The organism is Promicromonospora sp. AC04 (genome assembly GCF_003058225.1).
In the GTDB taxonomy this organism is placed as follows: Bacteria; Actinomycetota; Actinomycetes; order Actinomycetales; family Cellulomonadaceae; genus Promicromonospora.
The window spans coordinates 68862-89927 of sequence record NZ_QBUG01000011.1 but is presented as its reverse complement, the minus strand read 5'-3'; the positions used below and the strand labels follow the sequence as shown (position 1 = coordinate 89927).

15 protein-coding genes are annotated in these 21066 nt (G+C 71.3%); 12 read left to right on the top strand and 3 right to left on the bottom strand.

Annotated features, from left to right (window positions below):
* Nucleotides 1–29 precede the first annotated feature (29 nt).
* The gene (locus C8K30_RS24795) at nucleotides 30–1148 is read left to right on the top strand and encodes an exodeoxyribonuclease V subunit gamma (protein ID WP_108495577.1); all 1119 of its coding nucleotides are present in this window, start codon (nucleotides 30–32) and stop codon (nucleotides 1146–1148) included.
* Between the two features lie 81 nt (nucleotides 1149–1229).
* Here C8K30_RS24795 and C8K30_RS24790 read toward each other — a convergent pair whose 3' ends face one another.
* On the bottom strand, nucleotides 1230–2033 hold the full coding sequence (locus tag C8K30_RS24790) for an IclR family transcriptional regulator (RefSeq protein WP_108495576.1): 804 nt from the start codon (nucleotides 2031–2033) through the stop codon (nucleotides 1230–1232).
* Nucleotides 2034–2209: 176 nt separating this feature from the next.
* Between C8K30_RS24790 and kduI the strand changes: the two genes are divergently transcribed.
* From kduI to C8K30_RS24750, 8 genes are all read left to right on the top strand, one after another.
* Nucleotides 2210–3028, top strand: a complete 819-nt coding sequence (gene kduI, locus C8K30_RS24785; protein WP_108495575.1) for a 5-dehydro-4-deoxy-D-glucuronate isomerase — start codon at nucleotides 2210–2212, stop codon at nucleotides 3026–3028.
* Nucleotides 3025–3816 (top strand): 2-dehydro-3-deoxy-D-gluconate 5-dehydrogenase KduD, encoded by a 792-nt coding sequence (gene kduD / locus C8K30_RS24780; protein ID WP_108495574.1) that lies wholly within the window; start codon nucleotides 3025–3027, stop codon nucleotides 3814–3816. The genes kduI and kduD overlap by 4 nt, the downstream gene beginning before the upstream one ends.
* Nucleotides 3817–3876: 60 nt before the next feature.
* Nucleotides 3877–4974 carry a sugar ABC transporter substrate-binding protein gene (locus C8K30_RS24775; protein WP_108495573.1) on the top strand — a complete coding sequence of 366 codons (1098 nt, stop codon included), beginning with the start codon at nucleotides 3877–3879 and terminating at the stop codon, nucleotides 4972–4974.
* 2 nt (nucleotides 4975–4976) lie between these two features.
* Nucleotides 4977–5990: an ABC transporter permease gene (locus tag C8K30_RS24770; protein ID WP_233257453.1), complete on the top strand. Its 1014-nt coding sequence runs from the start codon at nucleotides 4977–4979 to the stop codon at nucleotides 5988–5990.
* Complete coding sequence (locus C8K30_RS24765; protein WP_108495572.1) at nucleotides 5987–7549, top strand: sugar ABC transporter ATP-binding protein; 1563 nt, start codon at nucleotides 5987–5989, stop codon at nucleotides 7547–7549. Before C8K30_RS24770 ends, C8K30_RS24765 begins: the two co-directional genes overlap by 4 nt.
* Before the next feature lie 2 nt (nucleotides 7550–7551).
* Entirely contained in the window at nucleotides 7552–8556 is a 1005-nt protein-coding gene (locus C8K30_RS24760) for an ABC transporter permease (RefSeq protein ID WP_108495571.1), read from the top strand.
* Nucleotides 8557–8615: 59 nt separating this feature from the next.
* Nucleotides 8616–10106, top strand: a complete 1491-nt coding sequence (locus tag C8K30_RS24755) for an aldehyde dehydrogenase family protein (protein ID WP_108495570.1) — start codon at nucleotides 8616–8618, stop codon at nucleotides 10104–10106.
* A gap of 212 nt (nucleotides 10107–10318) precedes the next feature.
* Nucleotides 10319–16078 (top strand): LamG-like jellyroll fold domain-containing protein, encoded by a 5760-nt coding sequence (locus tag C8K30_RS24750; RefSeq protein ID WP_233257425.1) that lies wholly within the window; start codon nucleotides 10319–10321, stop codon nucleotides 16076–16078.
* 94 nt (nucleotides 16079–16172) lie between these two features.
* Here the strand turns inward: C8K30_RS24750 and C8K30_RS24745 are convergent, their stop codons facing one another.
* Complete coding sequence (locus C8K30_RS24745) at nucleotides 16173–16397, bottom strand: tautomerase family protein (protein ID WP_108495568.1); 225 nt, start codon at nucleotides 16395–16397, stop codon at nucleotides 16173–16175.
* A 192-nt stretch (nucleotides 16398–16589) separates the two neighbouring features.
* On the opposite strand from C8K30_RS24745, the gene C8K30_RS24740 reads away from it, so the two are divergent.
* The 3 genes from C8K30_RS24740 to C8K30_RS31850 all read left to right on the top strand — a co-directional run bounded on the left by C8K30_RS24740 (nucleotide 16590) and on the right by C8K30_RS31850 (nucleotide 19545).
* On the top strand, nucleotides 16590–17240 hold the full coding sequence (locus C8K30_RS24740) for a YcnI family protein (RefSeq protein ID WP_158281121.1): 651 nt from the start codon (nucleotides 16590–16592) through the stop codon (nucleotides 17238–17240).
* A complete protein-coding gene (locus C8K30_RS24735) occupies nucleotides 17237–18910 on the top strand; it encodes a copper resistance protein CopC (RefSeq protein WP_108495566.1) in 1674 nt (557 codons plus the stop codon). The genes C8K30_RS24740 and C8K30_RS24735 overlap by 4 nt, the downstream gene beginning before the upstream one ends.
* Nucleotides 18911–19224: 314 nt before the next feature.
* Nucleotides 19225–19545, top strand: a complete 321-nt coding sequence (locus C8K30_RS31850) for a helix-turn-helix domain-containing protein (RefSeq protein WP_369941129.1) — start codon at nucleotides 19225–19227, stop codon at nucleotides 19543–19545.
* A gap of 35 nt (nucleotides 19546–19580) precedes the next feature.
* Here C8K30_RS31850 and C8K30_RS24725 read toward each other — a convergent pair whose 3' ends face one another.
* On the bottom strand, nucleotides 19581–20939 hold the full coding sequence (locus C8K30_RS24725) for a ParB N-terminal domain-containing protein (RefSeq protein WP_158281120.1): 1359 nt from the start codon (nucleotides 20937–20939) through the stop codon (nucleotides 19581–19583).
* Nucleotides 20940–21066: the final 127 nt, after the last annotated feature.

The following is a 21066-nucleotide window of genomic DNA, read 5'->3' as shown; positions in this document are numbered from 1 at the left end:
GAGCTGGCCGTGCGCGGTACGTTGGCGCGATGGCAGTCGTCCTTCATCGGGCTCCGCGCACGGACCTGCTCGCGCGGGCGCTGGGGGACCTGCTGGCTGCGCCCCTGGCGGACCCGTTCGCGACCGAGGTCGTCGTGGTGCCCGCCCGCGGCGTCGAACGCTGGCTCGCGCAGCGGCTCAGCCACCACCTCGGTGCCGCTCCCGGGCGGGACGACGGTGTGTGCGCGGGCGTGGACCTGCGCTCGCCGCACTCGCTGTTCGCCGAGGCCACGGGCACGCGCGACGACGACCCGTGGGCGCCGGACGCGCTGACCTGGCCGCTGCTGGCGGCGATCGACGCGAGCCTCGACGAGCCGTGGGCGGTGCTGCTCGCGCAGCATCTCGGGCACGGGATGCCGGGGGAGGAGGGCGACCTGCGGCGCGGCCGACGGCTGTCCGTCGCCCGCCGGCTCGCGCGGCTCCTGGCGGGCTATGCCACCCAGCGCCCGGCGTTGGTCGCGGACTGGGCCGCGGGCCGCGACACCGACGGGTGCGGGCGCGCGGTCCCTGCCGATCTCGCGTGGCAGCCGCCGCTGTGGCGGGCCCTGGCCGAGCGGGTCGACGGCGAACCGCCGCACGTGCGGCAGGCCGCCGTCGTCGAGCGGCTGGGCGCAGAACCGGACGCCTTCGACCTGCCCGCGCGCCTGTCCCTGTTCGGGCATACCCGCCTGGCCGCGAGCGAGGTCGAGCTGGTCGGCGCGCTCGGCGCGCACCGGGACGTGCACCTGTGGCTGCCGCATCCCTCGGCGACCCTGTGGTCGGCGCTCAAGGATCTCGGCGGGCCGGTCGACCGGGCCGAGGACCGCTCGCACGAGTGTGTCGGACACCGGCTCCTGGCCACGCTCGGCCGCGACACGCGCGAGCTGCAGCGCACGCTGTCCGCGAGCGGAAACGGCCCCGCCTCGACCACCGGCTGGAACTGGGGCGCCGGCGTCGCGGTCGGCCTGGGCATCGGGGTGGCTTTCGGCATCGCGCTGGACAACCTCGCGATAGGCATCGCGCTCGGTGTGGCGTTCTTCCCGGTGTTCGCGATGATGCGGGGCACCACCGCGTCCGAGGACGACGCCCCCAGCGACGACGAGAAGCCGCCCCGCAGAGCGGTTCCTTGAAGTTCTCCGAACAGGCCCTGCCGCCAGGCTCCCACGCGCCCGTCCCCGCCTGGCCCTTGGTGCTCACGGACGAGTGGAGGCTCAGCGCACCAGGCTGTTGCCCTGCACGGCCGCCAGTCGCGACTTCACGCTGAGCAGGGTCTCGATGATCAGGTCCTCACGCCCGTCGCCGAGCCGGCTGATCGGCACCGCGACACTCATGGCGTCCACGGCATGGTGGCCGAAGGGGAGCGCGACGCCGAAGCAGCGCACGCCCATGCACGACTCCTCGCTCTCGGTGGCGTAGCCCTGGTAGGCCGCGCGGTCGATGATCTCGAGCACGGCGTCCTTGTCGGTGGTCGTGTTCGGTGTGATCGCGGCGATCGACTCCGGCACCAGATCGCGCCGGGACTCGACGGGCATCTCGGCGAGCAGGGCGCGCCCCAGCGAGGTGGCGTACGCCGGGAGCCGGCGGCCGACGGCCGAGTGCATGCGCAGCGGGTGCACCGACTCGCGCTTAGCGGTGTAGATGACGTCCGCACCGTCGAGGCGTCCGAGATGGACCGTCTCCTCGGTGGCAGCGGCCACCTCGTCGAGCACCGCGGTGGCACGGGCCAGCACCGGGTCGCCGTCGAGGTAGGCCGAGCTCACGACGAGCGAGTGGATGCCGAGCTGGTAGACGCTCCCGGTGGGGTCGGTCTGCAGCCAGCCTCGATCGGTCATGGTCCGCAGCAGCGCGTGGAGGCTGCTCTTGGGGATGTTGAGGCGCGTGGAGAGCTGCAGCTGGGTTCCGGGGCCGTTGGCCGCGATGTCGTCCAGCAGGTCCAGAGCACGGGCCGCGGACTTGACGGGCCCGGCGTCGTTGCTGCCGTTCGTCTCGCTGCGGAGTTCCTTCTGAAGCTGCATGAACACTCTCCTCTGGTCCTTCTGCGGGCCGCCGGGGCGAACCCGGGGTGAAACGACCTTACCGCGAGTTCGCATATATGGACAGACTTCGAGTCCTTGACCAGTGAGCGGGATCACGTCTATCGTCAGGCAAGTTCACATAGACGAACACAGTTCACAAACCAAGGGGTGACTGCGTGATCCAGGTTCGATATTCGACATCTCCGTCCAGTGCGGAGACGGCTACTACAGCGGACCTGCGAGAGAGCTTCCTCGTCGCGGACCTCTTCGAGAGCGGCGAGGTCCGGGGCACGTACACCCATGACGATCGGATGGTGATCGGCGGGGCCGTTCCCGGCACCGGCCAGGTCGGCCTGCCGGCCTGGGCGGATGTGCTGGGCACCGAGACCCACCTCGAGCGTCGCGAGCTCGGCATCATCAACGTCGGTGCCGCCGGTCACGTCGTCGTCGACGGCGAGAAGTTCGAGCTCGACCACCTCGACGGCCTCTTCGTCGGCCGGGGGAGCGAGGTGTCCTTCGTCGGCGCGGAGGCGGCCTTCTACTTCGTGTCCGCCCCGGCCCACGCGACGTACCCGACCCAGGCACTCAGCCACAGCGAGGTGGAGCCGGTCGCGCTCGGCTCAGCCGAAGCGGCCAATGAGCGCAACCTCTTCCGCTACGCCTGGGGCCAGGAGCTGAAGACCTCCGTCCTCCAGTTCGGTGTGACCGTCGTCGCGAGGGGTTCGGTCTGGAACACCGTCCCGCCGCACCTGCACGACCGCCGGACCGAGATCTACTGCTACGTCGACCTCGACGAGCAGGACCGCGTCTTCCACTTCATGGGCCAGCCCGGCGCCACCCGCCATCTTGTGCTCCGAAACCGCGAGGCCGTCATCTCCCCGCCATGGTCGGTCCACGCCGGAGCCGGCACCGGGTCGTACGCCTTCATCTGGGCGATGGCCGGCGAGAACAACGTCTACACGGACCTGAGCCCCGTGGCGCTGGGGGACCTGTGACCACCGACCCGGCCGCCACGCCCGCCGGCGAGGCGCGCTCACCCTTCGACCTGCACGGCAGGTGCGCCGCGGTGACCGGTGCGGGGCGCGGCCTCGGCCGGGCGGTCGCGCTCGGCCTCGCCCGCGCGGGGGCCGACGTCGTGCTGCTGGGCCGCCCGGGCAACCAGGACGAGACCCGCGACCAGGTCGTCGCGCTCGGTGCGAAGGCCGACGTCGTGGACCTCGACGTGAGCGACCTCGACGCGGTCGAGCGGGTCTGCGCCGAGCTGACCGGCTCGCGGCAGATCGACATCGTGGTCAACAACGCCGGGATGATCGACCGCGAGGACTCCGTCGACGTCAGCCGCGACTCCTGGCAGCGCGTGCTCGACGTCAACCTCAACGGGCTCTTCTTCCTCACCCAGCAGCTCGGTCGGCCGATGGTCGAACGAGGCCACGGCAAGATTGTCAGCATCGCCAGCCTGCTGTCCTTCCAGGGCGGGCTGCGGGTGGTGTCGTACGCCGCCAGCAAGCACGGCGTCGCCGGGGTGACCAAGGCGCTGGCCAACGAGTGGGGGCCGCACGGCGTCCAGGTCAACGCCATCGCGCCGGGCTACATCGTCACCGACAACACCACGGCGCTCCGCGAGGACGCGGACCGTTCACGCTCCATCCTCGAACGTATCCCGGCCGGACGCTGGGGCACCGCCGAGGACATCGCCGGAGCGGCAGTATTCCTCAGCTCCTCGGCCGCCGACTACGTCAACGGCCACGTCCTGGTCGTCGACGGCGGCTGGATGGCCCGCTGACCCGTCTCACAGCAGTCCCACCGCCGGAGAACCGGCATCGAACGAAATCGAGGATCGACAATGAAGTTCACCTCTCGACACTCTGCCACTCGACACACAGCCGCCGTCTTCGGCGTCGCCCTGGCGGCCGCCGCACTCACGGGCTGCACCGAAACGGCTGCCGGGGGCGACGACGCCGCCGCGGCCGGCGCCTGCGAACCCTCGGACGTCACCCTGGTGGGCCAGGTGCGCAACGAGTCCAACCCCTACGAGGCCTCGTGGCTCGACGGCGGCGACGCCTTCGCCGAGCAGGTCGGCCTCACCCAGGAGCGGCTCACCTACGACGGCGACTCGACGCGTCAGCAGGAGCAGATCAGCCAGCTCCTCGCCGGCGACACCGAGTGCCTGGTCATGAACATCCTGCCCAACGGCGACTCCGACACCCCGCCCATCGTCGAGGGTGCCGAGGGGGCCGGCGCCTACCTCGTCACCCAGTGGAACAAGCCGGCCGACCTGAACGTCACCGACTACGACTCCTGGCTGTCGCACATCACCTACAACGGCGTGGAGTCCGGCAAGCAGATCGGCGACGCGCTGGCCGAGGCGATCGGCGGATCGGGCGGCATCATCGCCCTGCAGGGCATCCTGGACACCGGTGCCGCCAAGGACCGCTTCGCCGGGCTCGAGGAGTCGCTGGCGGCCAACCCGGACGTCGAGCTGCTCGACGACCAGACCGCCAACTTCTCCCGCGCCGAGGCGCTGGAGGTCACCAAGACGCTCCTCACCAAGCACGGTGACGACGTCAAGGGCATCTGGGCCGCCAACGACGACATGGCGCTCGGCGCGCTCGAGGCGCTGCAGCAGGCCGGCCGCACGGACGTGGCAGTGGTCGGCATCGACGCCGTGCCGGACGCGCTCACCGCGATCGAGGACGGCACCATGACGGCCACTGTCTCCAGCGACGGCCCCTGGCAGGGCGGCATCGGCCTCGCCATCGGCTACTGCGTGGCCACGGGCGAGCTCGCGGTCGAGGACATCGCCTCCGATGACCGCGCCTGGTACGCGGAGCAGTTCCTCATCGAGCAGGACAACGTAGCCGACTTCGCCGCACCCGAGACCGACGAGGCCGACTTCGCTTGCGACAACCTCTTCAGCCGTTCGCAGGGCGCGATCTCGTGACCATGGCACCCCCCGCCGAAGCCGACACCGACGTCGCGCACGCAGGGCGCCCCCGGCCTCGGCGGGGGGTGTCCCTGCGGGACGCGGGCCCGCCGATCGCGCTCGTCGTCATCTTCGGGATCTTCGCGATCCTCAGCCCGGGCTTCCGGACGGTCTCCAACGTGCAGAACGTCCTGGACGCCTCAGCGGTCCTCGCGGTCGTGACCATCGGCATCAGCCTCGTGCTGATGATGGGTTCGATCGACCTGTCCGCCCCCGGGATCATGGGCGCGTCCGCCATCACGGTCGCCCTCCTGGTCGCCAACAACCGCAACGACAACGACTGGGGGCTGCTCGGGGTCGTCGTGGCCGTGCTGCTCGCGGCCGCGCTCGGCTGCCTCAGCGGGCTCGCCCTGGTCGTGCTCAAGGTGCCGTCGTTCATGGCCACCCTCGGCGTCTCCGCCGTGGGCCTGGGCGTGGCCACCCTCCTGTTCGCGGGCGTCCAGCCCAACGTCACCGACCCGATGCTGGAGGGCTGGGCCGTGGACCGGTTCCTCGGACTGGCCCACCTGACCTGGATCGCGCTCGCCTGCGTGGTCCTGGGCGCCCTGGTCCAGCGCTACTCGCGCCTGGGCCGGTACGCCTTCGCGATCGGCGGCGCCGAGGAGGTGCTGTCGCTCTCCGGCGTGCGGGTCGCGCCCTTCAAGGTGGCGGTCTTCACCATGGCGGGCGCGTTCTACGGCCTGGCCGGCGTGCTGGTCACCAGCCAGCTCAGCGCGGGTCTGGTCCAGGCCGGCAAGGGCTACGACTTCTCGGCCATCACGGCCGCCGTCGTCGGCGGAACCCTGCTCACCGGCGGCCGCGGTGGCATCCTCCACTCCACGGTCGGCGTGCTGCTGGTGACCGTCCTGACCAACGGCCTCGTCCAGGTCGGGGTGAGCCCGTACTGGCAGGGCGGTGTACAGGGCCTCATCGTCGTCGCGGCCGTCGCGGCCGCCGTCATCCCACAGCGTCGTAGGAACCAGGTGACCAAGTGACAACGAACCTGCGGACAGAGACCGCACCCCGCGTGCCGGAACCCCGGCACGCCCTCGAGGTGCGCGGACTCGTCAAGCACTACCCGGGCGTCAAGGCGCTCGACGGCGTGGACCTCGTGGTGCGCCAGAACGAGGTGCTGGGCCTGGCCGGCGAGAACGGCGCCGGCAAGTCCACGCTGCTCAAGGCGCTGGTCGGGCTCGTGCGGCCGGACGCCGGCGAGATCTGGGTGCGCGGCGAGAAGGTGCGGCTGCGGAGCGTCGTCGACGCCGCCGACCACGGCATCGGCATGGTGTTCCAGGAGCAGTCGCTCGTGCCCAACCTCACCGCCGCCGAGAACATCGTGCTCGGCAGCGAGGGGCCGGGCGTGCGCCGCGGCATCTACCGCTGGGGCACGATGCGCCGGCTCGCGCAGGAGCAGCTGGACAAGATCGGGTCGCACATCGACCCCCTCGCGCGCACCGACACCCTGAGCTTCGCCGACCGGCAGATGGTCGAGATCGCCAAGGTGCTCCGCATCGAGGAGCGCACCTCGCACCCGCCGGTGATCATCCTCGACGAGCCCACCTCGGTGCTGGAGTCCAAGGAGATCGAGACCCTCTTCACCCAGGTGCGGCGGCTGCGCGAGTTCGCGTCCGTCGTCTTCGTCTCGCACCGGCTCGACGAGGTGCTCGACGTGTGCGACCGGGTCGCCGTGCTGCGCGGCGGCCAGTCGGTGGGCGAGGTGCCCGCGGAGGGCGCGGCCCCGGCCGAGCTGCACCGCATGATGATCGGCTCGACCGGGTCCGACGACCACTACCACGACGGCGCCGCCGAGCGGTCCGACGAGCCCCGCAGGCCCCGCCTCGTGGTGCGCGGCCTGTCCGGCAGGACGTTCCAGGGCGTCGACCTGGACGTCCACGCCGGCGAGATCGTCGGCATCGTCGGCGTGCACGGCTCCGGCCGCGAGGACGTGTGCCGGGCGCTCTTCGGCGCCGAGCCCACCACGGCCGGCGAGGTGGTGCTCGACGGGAAGCGGCTCGACCTGTCCGGCACCCGCGCGGCGTGCGCCGCCGGCATCGGGTACGTCCCGGCCGAGCGCAAGACCGAGGGCATGGTGGGCCCGATGTCGGTGGCCGACAACATGACGCTCACCAAGCAGCAGGCCCGCTGCACCGGACCCGTCGTCCGGCCGCGCAAGCAGGCGACGCTGGTGGACACGTGGATCGAGCGGCTCTCGATCCGCACCCCGCACCGGGGCACCGCGATCCAGCGCCTGTCGGGCGGCAACCAGCAGAAGGTGGTGCTCGCACGGTGGCTCGTGGCGGGCGACGTCCGGCTGCTGCTGCTCGACCACCCGACCCGCGGCCTCGACGTCGGGGCGCGCTCGGAGGTGTACCGGCTCATGCGTGAGCTCGCCAACAGCGGCGTGGCCACCGTGCTGCTGGCCGACAGCCTCGAGGAGGCGATCGGCATGTCCGACCGGATCATCGTGATGAGCGACGGCCGGGCGACCACGGAGGTCGCCGCTCCCACGGGGAGCAAGCCGACTCCGCTCGACCTCGTCAAGGAGATGGTCTGAGCATGTCCACGCCCGTCCTCACCCAGCCGGCCCCCGGGCCTGCCTCCGAGCCCGCCGTCAAGGGCCGGCCGACCACGGCCCAGCGGCTCACGTCGTTCATGCCGGTCATCGCGCTCGTCGTGCTGCTGGCGGCGCTCACCATCGCCGACCCGAGCTTCCTGACCGCCAGCAGCCTCACGGCGGCGGTCCGCACGTCGGCGCCGCTCGTCGTGCTCGCTGCCGGCGCCACCCTGGTGGTCCTGTGCGGCGGCATCGACCTGTCGATCGCCGCGCTGTGCTCCCTGGCGACGGTGTTCTTCGCGCTGTGGCTGCCCGACCTCGGCGGGCTCACCACCCTGGCGATCATCGCGGCCACCGGCGCGATCGGCGCGCTTCAGGGCGTCGCCCACGTGCTGCTGCGCATCCCGTCGTTCATCGTCACGCTCGGCGGCATGAGCATCTTCACCGCGATCGCCCTGGTGATCTCCGACGCCGGGCCGATCCGGGTGGTCGACCGGGACGCCACCCACTGGCTCACGCTCTACGTGGCCGGCGTTGTGCCGATGTCCTTCTTCGTCGCGCTGCTCGTCGTGGTGGCGGTCTCCCTGGTGCTCCGGTTCACCCCGCTCGACGCCTGGATCCGCGCCACCGGCTACTCCGAGTCGGCGGCCCGCCTGGGCGGCGCCCCGGTCGACCTGGTCAAGGTCGCCGCGTTCACCGTTTCCGGCGCCTGCGCGGGCCTGGCCGCCGTCATGCTGGTCTCCCGCAACTTCAGCGGCAGCCCGACCATGGCCGACAACCTGCTGCTGCCCGCGGTGGCTGCCATCGTGGTGGGCGGCACCGCCATCACCGGCGGCCACGGCTCGCTGTGGCGCAGCCTCGCGGGGGCGCTCGTGGTGACCCTGCTGCGCGTGGGGCTGCCGATCGTCGGCGTGCCGTCGGCGTACGAGCAGATCCTCTACGGCGCGATCATCGTCGCCGCCGTCGCGCTCACCCTCGACCGGTCGAAGGTGCTGATCATCAAGTAGCCGCGGCCCACCTCGCCCCGAACCACTCCTGAGAACCCCGACACCCCGGAAGGCTCCCCATGTCCGAGAACTCCCTTCTCCTGCCCGCCGTCTCCTCGTTCCTGTCCTCGCCCAAGCAGCTGCTGATCGACGGTGAGTGGGTGGACTCCAAGGACGGCAAGACCTTCGCGACGGTGAATCCGGCGACCGAGGAGGTCCTGGTCCAGGTGGCCCAGGCGTCCGCGGTCGACGCCGACCGGGCGGTCACCGCCGCCCGCAACGCGTTCGAGTCGGGCTCACCGTGGTCGAAGATGACCCCGCGCGACCGCTCGCACCTGTTGTGGCGCATCGGCGACATGATCGACGAGCGCACCGAGGAGTTCGCCCAGCTGGAGTCGCTCGACAACGGAAAGAGCCTCGCGTCCGCCCGGGGCGACGTCGGCGTGGCCGCCGAGCTGTTCCGCTACTTCGCCGGCTGGGCCACCAAGCTGGAGGGCACGACGATCCCCATGTCGGTGCCCGGCCGGGACTTCCACGCCTACACCCGGCGTGAGGCCATCGGCGTCGTCGCCGGCATCGTGCCCTGGAACTTCCCGCTCACGATGGCCGCCTTCAAGATCATCCCGTCCATCACGGCGGGCAACACCGTGGTGCTCAAGCCGGCCGAGCAGACCCCGCTGACCGCGCTCCGGCTCGGCGAGCTGCTGCTGGAGGCCGGCGTCCCGGCCGGTGTCGTCAACGTCCTGCCCGGGTTCGGGGACGCGGGCGCCGCCCTGGTGGACCACGCCGGCGTCGACAAGGTCGCCTTCACCGGCAGCACCGAGGTGGGCAAGAAGATCGCCGCGGGCGCCTCGAAGAACCTCAAGAAGGTGTCGCTGGAGCTGGGCGGCAAGGCGCCCAACATCATCTTCGCCGATGCCGACCTCGACGCCGCGATCGCCGGTGCCGCCCTGGCGGGCTACTTCAACGAGGGCCAGTGCTGCGTCAACGGCTCGCGCCTCTACGTGCAGCGCGAGGTGTTCGACCAGGTGATCGAGGGTGTCGCCGCGGCGGCCAGGGCCATCCGGGTCGGCGACGCCTTCGACCCGGCGACCACGATGGGGCCGCTGGTCTCGCAGGAGCAGCACGAGAAGGTCATGGGCTACGTGCGGGGTGCGGTCGCCGACGGCGCCACGATCGCCGCGGGCAGCGCCGGCCCGGCCGCCGACCGCGGCTACTTCTTCTCCCCGACCCTCATCACCGACGTCACCGAGCAGATGGCGGTCCAGACCGACGAGATCTTCGGGCCCGTCATCACCGCCATCCCGTTCGACAGCGAGGACGAGGTGGTCGCGGCGGCCAACAACACGGTCTACGGCCTGGCCGCGGGCGTGTGGTCGCGCGACCTGAGCACGGCCCACCGGGTCGGCAGCAAGCTCCGGGCCGGCACGGTCTGGCTCAACACCTGGCACGCGGACGACGTCACCCTCCCGCGGGGCGGCTTCAAGCAGTCCGGCTGGGGTCGCGAGCTGGGCTCGTTCGGGCTGGACGACTACACGGAGCTCAAGACGGTCATCGCCGAGCTCCGGTGAGCCCGCGCCGCGGGCGCTGACGCCGCGCGGACCGAGCAGCACCACCGGGAACGTCCCACGAGGACCGAACCCCACCCACCCGACAACCAGCAGGAACCACACAGGAACACAGCAACACCCAGCGACAGGTCTGGGCGGCCGACCCCGGGGCGGGGGATCGGCCGTCCGGGCTGCCTTCATGTCCATGAGAACCGTGCGAAAAGGGATCAACGATGAACCTGTTACGCAGACCTGACCGGCGCCACCACGCGCGTCGCTCCCGCCGGGCACGCCTGGCGGCCGTGCTCGCCGCCTCGCTGGCGGTCGTGCCCTTCCTGGGCGGCGTCGCCCAGGCCGCCCCCGCAGCAGCGGCCCCGGCGCAGGCCGCGCCGGGGTCCGTCGACGACGGCGTGCTGCGCGTGCTGCTGTTCTACAAGTCCAACTTCCACGCCTCGCACGTCCAGGCCCGCCAGGCCATCCGTGACCTGGTCGCGGACCTGGGCGTCGAGTACGGCCAGCCGGTCGAGATCCAGGAGACCGACGACCCCGCCGCCTTCACCACGGCGAACCTCGCGACCAAGGACACGATCGCGTTCGCCCAGACCGGTGGCGTGCTGTTCAACGTGGACCAGCGCGCCGCGCTGGAGGCCTACATCCGCGGTGGCGGCGGCTACCTGGGCCTGCACTACGCGGGCTGGTCGGTCGGCCAGAGCGAGCACGACGTGAACCCGTTCTACGCCCGGCTCGTGGGCGCGGCGTCCGAGGGCCACCCGGAGAACCCGGCCGTGCGCCCGGGCCGCGTGGTGGTCAAGGACACCTCGCACCCGCTGACCCAGGGGCTGCCGGCCGAGTTCACCCGCAGCGACGAGTGGTACGACTGGCTGGTCAACCCGGCGCCCAATGTGCGCACGCTGCTCAACGCCGACGAGTCGTCCTACGGCGGGGGCAACAACGGCACGAACCACCCGATCACGTGGTGCCAGGAGATCGACTCCGGCCGGTCGTGGTACTCGGGGATGGGGCACGAGGGCACGGCGTACGCCGAGGCCCCGATCCGCACGCAGATCAAGAACGGCCTGGCCTACACCGCGGGCCTGCTCCCGGCCGACTGCTCGGCGCCGAACAAGGCCGAGCAGGGCGCCTGGAGCGGCGTCACGCCCTGGCCGCTGGTGCCGATCAACGCGGCGCTGACGTCCGACGGCAAGGTCCAGTCGTTCGGCAGCGTCTCGTCGGGCTGCACCGACAACACGCCCTACGACTTCGGCGGCAACTCGTGCGTCACGCAGGGCGGCCAGATGGAGATCGATGTCTGGGACCCGGACGAGGAGCGCACGACCGCCAACGTGAACGACAACGTCGTCTCGAACTCGACGTACACCGACCTGTTCTGCTCGATGCAGGTGCAGATGCCGCACCGGCGGGCCACCATGACGGTCGGCGGTGACGACGGCCTGGGCGGCAACGCGCCCAACGACGCGTCGCTCGGCGTCACCAGCTACACGACGAACCAGGGCCTGCGCACCGAGGCGCCGATGAACTTCCCGCGCTGGTACCCCACGGGCACCACCCTGCCGGACGGCTCCGTCGTCGTGCAGGGCGGCAGCCTCAAGGGCGGCCCGGGTGGTCCCGGCGTGCTGACGCCGGAGATCTACACGCCGGACGAGGGCAGCTCCTGGAAGCTCCTGGAGGGCGCCACGAGCGCGGCGGCGTACGGCGACGGCGGCAACGGCAACGGGCCGGACGAAAACCGCTGGTGGTACCCGCGCGCGTTCGTCGCACCGGGCAACGGCAACGTCTTCAACATCACCGGCACCCAGATGTACGAGCTCGACCCCACGGGCGACGGTGAGGTGACGCTTCGGGGCACGCTGCCTGCGGACGTCGCGAACCAGGGCGGGCTCGGCAACCCGGTCGGTGCCACGTCCACCGCGACGATGTACCGCCCCGGCAAGATCCTGCAGGTCGGCGGCGGCTGGTGGGCCAATGGCGGCGGTCCGGACGGCGCCCGCGCCGGCTTCACCGTCGACATCACCGGCGGCACCGACGCGCCCGTGGTCGAGGCGACCGAGCCGATGCAGTACGCCCGGCACTGGGCCACGTCCACGGTGCTGCCCGACGGCGACGTGATCGTCACCGGCGGCTCGCGCGACAACAACGGCAACGGTGGCTACGTCACCAGCGCCGAGATCTGGGACCCCGACACCGGCGAGTGGACCACGGTGGACGTGCCCTACGAGCACGCCCGTCTGTACCACTCGACCGCGCTGCTCCTGCCCGACGGCCGCCTGATGGTGGGCGGCGGCGGTACGCCGGGCCCGCGCAACTACACGGACGTCGAGTTCTACTCCCCGTCGTACCTCTTCGACGGCGACGAGCCGGCGGTGCGTCCGGAGGTCACGGGCGTGCCGGAGAAGGTCGGCTACGACGGCACGTTCGACGTGCAGGCCGACGTCGACGTCTCCCGGGTCACCCTGGTCCGCAACGGCTCGGTGACGCACGGGTTCAACAACGACCAGAACTTCCAGGACCTGGCGTTCGCCCAGGACGGTGGCACCCTCACCGTCGAGAGCCCGGTGGACGGCACGTACGCCCCGCCCGGTGCGTACATGCTCTTCGTCTTCGACGAGGACGGCACGCCGTCGGTGGCCGACATCTTCCAGATCGACCCCGAGGTCGAGATGGACGCCCCGGCGCCACACCTGGTCGACCAGCTCGAGTACCCGCGCCTGCCCGCGGAGTGGCGTTCCGCCAACCCGCCGGCCGTCGTGGACGTCGCGCCGGGCAACGGCCGCATGTCCCCCTGGGAGGTCGACAGCGAGGTCCAGCTGGTCCGTGCTGCGGCGTCCAGCCAGGGCGGCCTCGGCGCCACGGGCTACCACCTCGCCGTGGGCAGCGAGGGCAGCCTGACCCGCACGGTCAAGGGTCTCGACCCGGGCCGCGAGTACCGGGTCTCGCTGCGCTACGCCCGCGACAGCCGGTCCGCCGGCACGGCACCCGGCACCGCCGACCTCTCGGTCGGTGACCTCTCGACCACGCTGTCGGCGGGGGCGAACCTTTCGTCGCAGAGCGCGTTCGGCAAGTACGTCGGAACCTTCGTCGCCGGGGCACGGTCGCAGGACCTGACCATCACCGCCGGTGACTCCGGCGCGGGCGTCATGATCGACGACCTGGTGATCGTGGGCTCCGACGCAGGTGCCTCCGACGTCCCGGTCCACTACGCCTTCGAGGAGGGCTCCGGCACCAGGGCCGCCAGCACCGGCACGGACGGTTCCGTGGGTGCTGCCACGCTCACGGGTGCGACCGGTTGGAGCGAGAACGGCGTGTTCGGCGGCGCGCTCGACCTCACCGGCGGGACCAACGCCAACGCGGTGGACCTGCCCGACAACCTGCTCCAGGGCGAGGAGAGCTTCACCACCTCGTTCTGGGTACGGCCCGACACCAAGGCGGACTGGATCGGCCTGTTCCACATCGGGGACGGGCTGGAGGGAGCGGGCAGCTTCTTCCAGATCCAGATGCAGACCAACGCCGCCGGTGCCACCGGGCTCGCGGCGACGTTCAAGGCCAAGGGCGCCGCGCTGCAGGAACGGGTCTACGCCACACCGACCCGGGACGTCGTGGCGAACGAGTGGAACCACGTCGCGTTCACCCGGCAGGGTGCGACCGGCACGCTCTACCTCAACGGCGAACCGATCGCGTCCCGCGACGACCTGACGATCGACATGACCGACGTCGGGCCGACGGCCAACAACTGGCTGGGCCGCAACGGCTACCCGGACCCGGCCTACGACGGCCTCATGGACGACGTCCGCGTCTACACCTCGACGCTGACCGGTGCCGACGTCGCGGCCCTGTACGCCGACGGCAGCGCGCTCGCCACGACCACCACGGTCACGGTCGAGCCGGGCTCCCCGTCGCCGTTCGGCGAGCCGGTCACCGTCTCGGGCGCGATCGCGGCCGAGAGCGGCGGGGCCCCCACGGGCGCCGCCGAGCTGTGGGTCGACGGGTCCCGCGTGGGCGGGCAGGTCGACGTCGCGGCCGGCGCGGTGCGGTTCACGGACGTGGCGCTCTCGCCGGGTGACCACGAGGTGCAGATCCGCTTCCTCGCCGACGACGGGTGGCGCGACTCCGCGCAGACCGTGGAGCACACGGTCGAGCGGCCGCCGCCTGGCGAGGGCACTCCGATCCACTACACCTTCGACGAGGGTCAGGGCTCGACGGCGGCCAACACCGGCCTGGACAGCTCGGTCGGGGCGGCGACGCTCACCGGGTCGACAGGCTGGTCCGGTGCCGGAAGGTTCGGCGGGGCGCTCAACCTGCCGGGCGGTGCGTCGGGCACGGGCAACCAGGTCGAGCTGCCGGACAACATCGAGGCCGGGATGGAGGACGAGTTCAGCGTCTCGATCTGGGCTCGCCCCGACGCCCTGCCCACGTGGGTGCCGCTGCTGCAGATCGGCAGCAGCACCGACACGTTCTTCCTGCTCCAGTCCAACACCCAGACCAGCGGGGCCACCGGCTTCGCGGCGACGTTCAAGGCGCCGGGCACCCCGGGCAGCGCCCAGGAGCGTCTGGTGCTGGGCCAGGGCAACGACCTGCCGCTCAACGAGTGGACGCACGTGGTGTTCACCCAGAGCGGCTCGGTCGGGAAGATCTACTTCGACGGCGAGCTCCAGGCCACGCGCAACGACTTCACCGTCACCATCGGTGACGTCGGGGTGGGCGGCCAGACGACGACCAACCTCATCGGCGGCACGAGCTGGCCCGACGGCCGCTGGGACGGCCTGGTCGACGACTTCCGGATGTTCGGTTACGAGCTGACCGCCGAGCAGGTGGGCGACCTCCACGCCGGGACGGCGTCGAACACGACCCCGGTGGGTGCCGCCGACGCCTACGGCACCGTCGAGGACGAGCCGCTGGAGGTGGCGGCGCCGGGGCTCCTGGCGAACGACACCGACATCGACGGCGACGACCTGACCGCGACCGGGCTCACCCAGCCGGCGCACGGCGACGTCGTCCTGCAGGCGGACGGGTCCTTCACGTACACGCCCGACAGCGGGTACTTCGGGACGGACACGTTCACCTACAAGGCCTCCGACGGCGCGGCGACGTCCGCGGCGACGACGGTGACCATCACGGTGGAGGAGGGCGAGCAGCCGCCCGTCAACACGGCTCCGGTGGCGGGCAACGACGCCTACTCGGCCGTGGGCGGTCAGCCGCTGACCCTCCCGGCGCCGGGTGTGCTGGCCAACGACACCGACGCCGACGGCAACGTCCTGACCGCGACCGCGGTGACCCAGCCGGCCAACGGACGGGTCACGCTGGAGGCGGACGGTTCCTTCACCTACACGTCCGACGACGGGTTCTCCGGCAAGGATGTCTTCACCTACAAGGCCGACGACGGCGAGGACCTCTCCGCGCCGGCCACGGTGACCATCACGGTGAAGTCGCCGGCGGTGACGGCGGTAGCCGGGGTGGCCCTGCCCATCACCTACGGCACGGCGGGCACGGTCTCGGTGGCGGTCTCGCCGGACACGGCCACGGGTGCGGTCGAGCTGCGCGACGGTGACACCACCCTCGCGACGGCCACGATCGCGGACGGGCGAGGAACCCTCGTCCTGCCGGCTACCTCGCTCCGGCCGGGGGTCTACGACCTCACCCTGCGCTACGGGGGCGACGCCGATCACCGGGCGTCGTCGTCGAGGGTCCGGGTCGTGGTGGAGAAGGTGGTGCCCACCATGGAGATCTCGGCGAAGAAGGCCTCGGGAAACCGGGCCGTCATCGACGTGTCGCTCATCGCGGCGAACGAGGTCCCGGTGACCGGGCAGGTGCGGGTCGCGATCCAGGGTGGTCAGACGCTCCTCCGGACCATCGAGAACGGTCGAGCCCGCTTCGAGGTGCCCAGGCCCAAGAACGGTGACCTGACGCTGACGGTGTCCTACCTCGGCAGCGACCTTGCCCTCGCGGCGGAGACCAGGGTGACGATCAGAGTGCGATAGGAAAACGGCGTGGGCCCGGAGACGGATCCTCCGGGCCCACGCCGTGTGTCGGTGACCTGCTCGGGCTCTACTTTCTGATTCCTGAGCCTGCGGTTCAGTCGTCGGCCAGTGCCGCGACCACGCCGGCGCGGCTCTCGTCCTCGCTGGCGAGCACGCCGCCGTTGGCGACGATGTCGGGGGTGATCTCGCTGAAGACCATGCGGACGTCCTGGCGTCGGGCGCCCAGGATCTCGACGGCGCTGTCGGCTACGGCCTTGGCGAAGTCGCGACGCTGCTCGACGGTGCGGCCGCGCAGCAGCTCGACGGTGATGTTGGGCATGTCTCTCCTCCGGAGGCGGCCGCTCCGCAACCCACTCTGGTTCACGGGTGCGACCTCGATTCATTGACGTGAACCACCGTACGCGGGCCGGGCGACAACGTCCATGGTTTCGGGCCTCGCAGTTCACACTCTTGACAGCGGTTCGGCATGCTGATTTGGTGTGCTGGCCATCTCCAAAGGCGGGGAGCCATCATGAATCGCACGACCATCGTCCGCCGCGTGACCCTGTCCGGGTTCGCGGCAGCCGGCCTCGTGGCCCTCGGGGCGATGACGGCGGCGGCCCACGTGACCATCACGCCGTCCACCACAGCGGCGGGCGCAACGGCCGTCCTCCGGGTCGAGATCCCCCACGGGTGCGTCGGATCGGCAACGACCGCGATCTCCATCCGGATGCCCGAGGATGCCGCCGACGTGACCGCCTCCGGCACGGACCGCTGGGCGGTCGACCAGGCCGCGGACGGCCTGACCTGGACGACCGACCAACCGCTCCCGGACGGGGAGCACGCCGAGGTCGAGTTCTCCGTGCGTCTGCCCGACGACGTCGGCGCGACGCTCGTCTTCCCGGTCGTCCAGCAGTGCGAAGAGGGAGAGGCGGCCTGGACCGAGGTGGCCGAGCACGAGGAGAGCGACGAAGCCCTCGACAGGCCGGCGCCGGTCATCGTCGTGACCTCCGGTGACACCTCGGGCGACCCCGAGGCGGCGAGCGCGGCGGTCGGTGCCGAGAGCGCGGCCGCCGGCCCAGAGGAGCGAGACCCCCTGATCACCTACGGTGCGGCCGGCGCCCTGGTCGCAGGCGTGCTGACGGGCGGGGCGGTCCTGCTGCGGCGCCGCCGACGCCAGTGACGCGCCGGAGCGCGGGGAAGCGCACCGGCAGCTGGTTGCTCCTGTTCGCCGTCGTCTGCGTGCTCCTCCTCGGCCCGGCGGGCAGCGCCGCGGCCCACGCGACCCTCGTCAGCACCGACCCGGCAGAAGGTGCGGTGCTCGGCGCTGCCCCCGAGAGAGTCACGTTCACCTTCAACGAGTCCGTGATCGGCGTCCCGGCGGGCATCAAGGTGTTCGACGCGACCGGGACGGAGGTGGCCTCCTCGGCCTCGGTGCGCGAGTCGCAGCTCCTCGTCGACCTCGACGAGGAGGTCCCGGACGGCACGATCGTGGTCGTGTGGCGACTCGTGTCGGAGGACGGGCACCCGATCGGCGGCTCGCTGAGCTTCGCCGTCGGCGCGCCCAGCGACGTGGTGGACGTACCGACGACCAGCGCGGACGCAGGCACCGACGCGCCTCTCCTGCTCGGCCTGGTCCGCGGGGTGGGCTACGTGGGCCTTCTCCTGGCTGCCGGAGTGACGGCCTTCTCGGTCCTGTTCCTTCCGCGGGATCGCGTCGCCGACCGCGCACGCGCCCGGCTCCGTCCGGTCGCTCGCGGGGCGGCCGGCGTCGCCGCACTCGGCTGGTGGCTGGCCGTGCCGCTGGTCGCGCTCTACCAGCTCGGCCTGCCGGCCTCGGCGATCACCGAGAGCTCGACCTGGTCGTCCCTGGCGCCGGCCGAGTACGTCGTCCCTGCTGCCGTGGTCGTGGGGCTCGCGCTGGCCGTAGCCTCACTCCCGGCGGCGGCGGCCCCCGATCGGACGAGAGCCGCCGTGGTGCTGGTCGGCTGCGTCCTGGCGGTCGTCGCGCCGACCTTCACCGGCCACACGAGGGCCGCGACGCCCGAGGCGCTCGTGGTCGGCGTGGACGTGCTGCACCTGGCCGCGGGAACCGTGTGGCTCGGCGGCCTGGTGGCGATCGCCCTCGTGCTCGGGGACCTCGCACGCGGCGACTCCGGCGCCGTCGTGCTCGGCCGCTTCTCGACCTGGGCTGCCGGCCTGCTGGCGGTGCTGGTGATCGCTGGGTCATTCCTGGCCTGGCGGGTCGCCGGGAGCTGGGGTGCGCTCCTCGACTCCGGCTACGGCAGCCTCCTCCTCGTCAAGGTCCTCGCCGCGCTGGTCGCGACCGGCCTCGCCGCGTGGAACCGGTTCTCTCTGACGCCGCGCCTCCGTAACGCTCCCCGGCGCCGCGGCCACGGGTCCCCGACCAAGATGCTGGTCCGCACGGCGCTCGCGGAGGCGGGCGTGCTGGTCGTGGTCCTGTTCATCACCGGTTTCCTGGTGGACAAGAGCCCCGAGACCGAGGCGGCCGCCACCTCCGTCGAAGGGTCGGGGGAGGGCATCGAGGAGTCGGTGCAGCTGGACGACATCTCGGCGCAGATCACCCTGGATCCGCTGGACGTCGGGCCGTCCACCCTCACCATCACGATGACCGACGACGCCGGGGAGCCCGCAGAGGGCTACGAGGCCCCGCAGCTCAGCCTGACGACCGACGACGTAGACCTCGGAGCGGTGGAGGTCAGCTCGCTCGGTCCGGGCGTCTACGCCGGCGACGTCGTGCTGCCGACCGGGGGCGACTGGGAGGTGCAGGTGTCGCTGCGCACCACGGAGTTCGACAACCCGGTGCGAACGGTGACGTTTCGCGTCCCCTGACGGGACCAACGTGCCGCGATGGCCATCGGCACTGCATATCCCGCGACAGAACCTGGCCAAGGCGGCGTAGCCGCCGAATGATGCTCCACCACAGCGTCTCGATCAATCACAAATCATGATCAGCGGCAGTTTCTCCTGACGGAAAACTGGGGGAGCGAGCTCCTTTGAGTTCTTGCGCCCGTCGAACGACCATAGGGTGGTCGCGATCTCACCACAGGACCGCGCTCGCAACCACACCCAGGACCGCCCGGCCCGGCCACCACACGCAAGGCTTCGCCCCCTTGGTCGGCTCTGAACACGATACTTCTGCAGCTATGGGAGCGCTCCCCCCGTCCTGTAAGGGCTACGGCATGTACCAAGACCATGAACACCCCGCTCCAGATGGGATCGGCATGCTGATCCGCAGTGCCCGTCGGCGACGTGGATGGAGTCAGGACAACCTGGCCCTTCGGCTGGTCATGGTGGGCCTGGACAGCGTCGATCGGACCCAGGTCTCCCGCTGGGAACGCGACGAGCGCACTCCCGGTCCTCACTCTCGCGAGAGGTTGGCCCTCGTGCTGGACCTGCCGGCCGATCGGCTCGATCAAGCCGCGCGTGTCAGCCGCGCGCGCCGGCGCGCTCTGAACCGCAAGTAGAAGACCCTCAGCGGCCGATGCCGCCCGGCGCGCCCTCATCGGCGAGCTGCCGGGGGCCGGTCGGTCAAATCGCGAAGACGGTCACGCTCCCATGCGGTGGGGACATATCCGGCCTGGTCGATCAAGCGACGCAGCCAGGATCGATCGTCGTCGTTCCAAGCTCCGTGAGCCCTCACGGCGAGCTCGCTGCGGGCGAGCGCGAGGGCATGGGCGGCGTGGACTCTGAGCGCCCACCGGCCACCGCGGACCTGCTGCCACCAGGGTTGCGCGGGGAGATCCGCGGCAGGTCCGATTTGGAGGGCGAGCAGCCAGCGGCGGGCCAGGTGCCGCGACTCGGCGTCGGCGCTGTCGACGTACGCATCGACGATGTCGGCGGCGGCCTCATCGAGCCGCGGCGCGGCGGATGCCATGATGATCGCGGCCTGTTCGCGGGCACGCGTGACAATCAGTCGGGGCGGAGTGCCAGCTGGGGCCTGTCGGCTCTGAGGCGCGGGACTGGTTTGCGAGCGCGCGGCTGCGGTGTAGTACTCGAGCTCGCCGTCGCCGTTTACGGCGGCGACCAGCACGCCCCCGCTTCGCGCGGCCTCGATGTCGACGGAGCTGTCGAGGCGATGTCTGGGAGCGTCGGGTCCGAAGACTTCGGTCGGATCGATGAGTTCGGTTCCGGTGTCTGCTGCCCGGGCGATAGAAGCTGCCCGCAGGGTCTTGTAGGCATGGCGGGCGGTGTACTCGTCGACTGCGCGGTCGATGGTGGTGATCCAACGGTCAGGTCCGGCGTCGACAAGGAGACGCCAGACGCCGAGCATCGCTTCGTGCCCGGCGAGTTCGACCAGCCGAAGTCCATCCTGGATTGCCAGTTCTCCGGAGTCGATACGGGACTGGAGCTCGGCAGGCAGCTTCATCAGGGCCAGGCGCCGGGAGACGTGCGGCTGGCTGCACCCACTCTGGCGAGCGATCTGGCGCTGCGACAGGCCTGTCTTCAGGGCCTGCTGGAAGGATCGGGCCTCGTCCATCGGAGTCAGCGGGGCCCGGGCGACGTTATCGGTCCGCATGAACGTCAGCTGGGCGGCCGGGTCGTACGCCAGACCGTCGCGGCGGACCGTTACGGCAACCGTGGTGTCGCCGTCGTCGTTCGCGGCCTGGGTGAGGGCGGCCATGCGCCGGTGTCCCGAGAGGAGCACCCAGTCCTTTCCGGCCAGCGCGCCCGCGTGATCGGGCCAGAGCGCCACCACCGGCTCTGCCGGGATGACGACGGGAGCGATCAGGACGCCCAGGGCCTCGATCGAAGGCGTCAGCTCGTCTATGTCGCCCGGGTTGGTGCGCGGATGGGCCGGGTGTGAGGCGACCTGAGTAATCGGGACGATCCGGTATTCGAGTTCGGGGTCCGCCTTCAACTGCGTAGTCCCTTCGCTTGCCCACCGAGCGACGGAAGCGACGTCAGCGGGACGTCGACGTCGAGTGCCTGAAACCAGGGTGAGCCTTGAGCGCAAGGCCATCTTCGCTCGTTCGGGCCGTGAGCGA